This is a genomic window from Streptomyces sp. NPDC048436, assembly GCF_043200355.1.
GTDB lineage: Bacteria > Actinomycetota > Actinomycetes > Streptomycetales > Streptomycetaceae > Streptomyces.
In genome coordinates this window covers 1-2387 of record NZ_JBICXP010000026.1, presented here as the reverse complement: position 1 = coordinate 2387, position 2387 = coordinate 1, and the positions used below count along the sequence as shown (strand labels likewise).

General features: G+C 56.3%; 1 rRNA gene. It reads right to left on the bottom strand.

Annotated features, from left to right (window positions below):
- Window positions 1-22: 22 nt before the first annotated feature.
- A 23S ribosomal RNA gene (locus tag ACGFX9_RS38340) occupies window positions 23-2387 on the bottom strand; the annotation flags it as partial.

Here is a 2387-nt window from a genome sequence, read left to right as displayed (position 1 = left end):
AACACAGTGGACGCGAGCAACTGAGGACAAGCCCTCGGCCTATTAGTACCAGTCACCTCCACCCGTTACCGGGCTTCCAGATCTGGCCTATCAACCCAGTCGTCTACTGGGAGCCTTAACCCCTCAAGGGGGTGGGAATACTCATCTCGAAGCAGGCTTCCCGCTTAGATGCTTTCAGCGGTTATCCTTTCCGAACGTAGCCAACCAGCCATGCCCTTGGCAGGACAACTGGCACACCAGAGGTTCGTCCGTCCCGGTCCTCTCGTACTAGGGACAGCCCTTCTCAATATTCCTACGCGCACAGCGGATAGGGACCGAACTGTCTCACGACGTTCTAAACCCAGCTCGCGTACCGCTTTAATGGGCGAACAGCCCAACCCTTGGGACCGACTCCAGCCCCAGGATGCGACGAGCCGACATCGAGGTGCCAAACCATCCCGTCGATATGGACTCTTGGGGAAGATCAGCCTGTTATCCCCGGGGTACCTTTTATCCGTTGAGCGACGGCGCTTCCACAAGCCACCGCCGGATCACTAGTCCCGACTTTCGTCCCTGCTCGACCCGTCGGTCTCACAGTCAAGCTCCCTTGTGCACTTACACTCAACACCTGATTACCAACCAGGCTGAGGGAACCTTTGGGCGCCTCCGTTACTCTTTAGGAGGCAACCGCCCCAGTTAAACTACCCATCAGACACTGTCCCTGATCCGGATCACGGACCCAGGTTAGACATCCAGCACGACCAGAGTGGTATTTCAACGTTGACTCCACGAACACTGGCGTGCCCGCTTCAAAGTCTCCCACCTATCCTACACAAGCCGAACCGAACACCAATATCAAACTGTAGTAAAGGTCCCGGGGTCTTTCCGTCCTGCTGCGCGAAACGAGCATCTTTACTCGTAGTGCAATTTCACCGGGCCTATGGTTGAGACAGTCGAGAAGTCGTTACGCCATTCGTGCAGGTCGGAACTTACCCGACAAGGAATTTCGCTACCTTAGGATGGTTATAGTTACCACCGCCGTTTACTGGCGCTTAAGTTCTCAGCTTCGCACACCCGAAAGTGCACTAACCGGTCCCCTTAACGTTCCAGCACCGGGCAGGCGTCAGTCCGTATACATCGCCTTACGGCTTCGCACGGACCTGTGTTTTTAGTAAACAGTCGCTTCTCGCTGGTCTCTGCGGCCACCCCCAGCTCAGAGTGCAAGACTCATCACCGGTGATGGCCCCCCTTCTCCCGAAGTTACGGGGGCATTTTGCCGAGTTCCTTAACCATAGTTCACCCGAACGCCTCGGTATTCTCTACCTGACCACCTGAGTCGGTTTAGGGTACGGGCCGCCATGAAACTCGCTAGAGGCTTTTCTCGACAGCATAGGATCATCCACTTCACCACAATCGGCTCGGCATCAGGTCTCAGCCTTAATGTGCGACGGATTTACCTATCACACGGCCTACACCCTTACCCCGGGACAACCACCGCCCGGGCTGGACTACCTTCCTGCGTCACCCCATCACTCACCTACTACAAGTCTGGTCCGTCGGCTCCACCACTTCCCTTTGCCCGAAGGCTCCAGGACGGCTTCACGGACTTAGCATCGCCTGATTCAATGTTTGACGCTTCACAGCGGGTACCGGAATATCAACCGGTTATCCATCGACTACGCCTGTCGGCCTCGCCTTAGGTCCCGACTTACCCTGGGCAGATCAGCTTGACCCAGGAACCCTTAGTCAATCGGCGCACACGTTTCTCACGTATGTATCGCTACTCATGCCTGCATTCTCACTCGTGAACCGTCCACCACTAGCTTCCGCTGCAGCTTCACCCGGCACACGACGCTCCCCTACCCATCCCAGCGGGCGTTGGCCCTATTGCTGAAATGACACGACTTCGGCGGTACGCTTGAGCCCCGCTACATTGTCGGCGCGGAATCACTTGACCAGTGAGCTATTACGCACTCTTTCAAGGGTGGCTGCTTCTAAGCCAACCTCCTGGTTGTCTGTGCGACTCCACATCCTTTCCCACTTAGCGTACGCTTAGGGGCCTTAGTCGATGCTCTGGGCTGTTTCCCTCTCGACCATGGAGCTTATCCCCCACAGTCTCACTGCCGTGCTCTCACTTACCGGCATTCGGAGTTTGGCTAAGGTCAGTAACCCGGTAGGGCCCATCGCCTATCCAGTGCTCTACCTCCGGCAAGAAACACACGACGCTGCACCTAAATGCATTTCGGGGAGAACCAGCTATCACGGAGTTTGATTGGCCTTTCACCCCTAACCACAGGTCATCCCCCAGGTTTTCAACCCTGGTGGGTTCGGTCCTCCACGACCTCTTACAGCCGCTTCAACCTGCCCATGGCTAGATCACTCCGCTTCGGGTCTTGAGCGCGCTACTA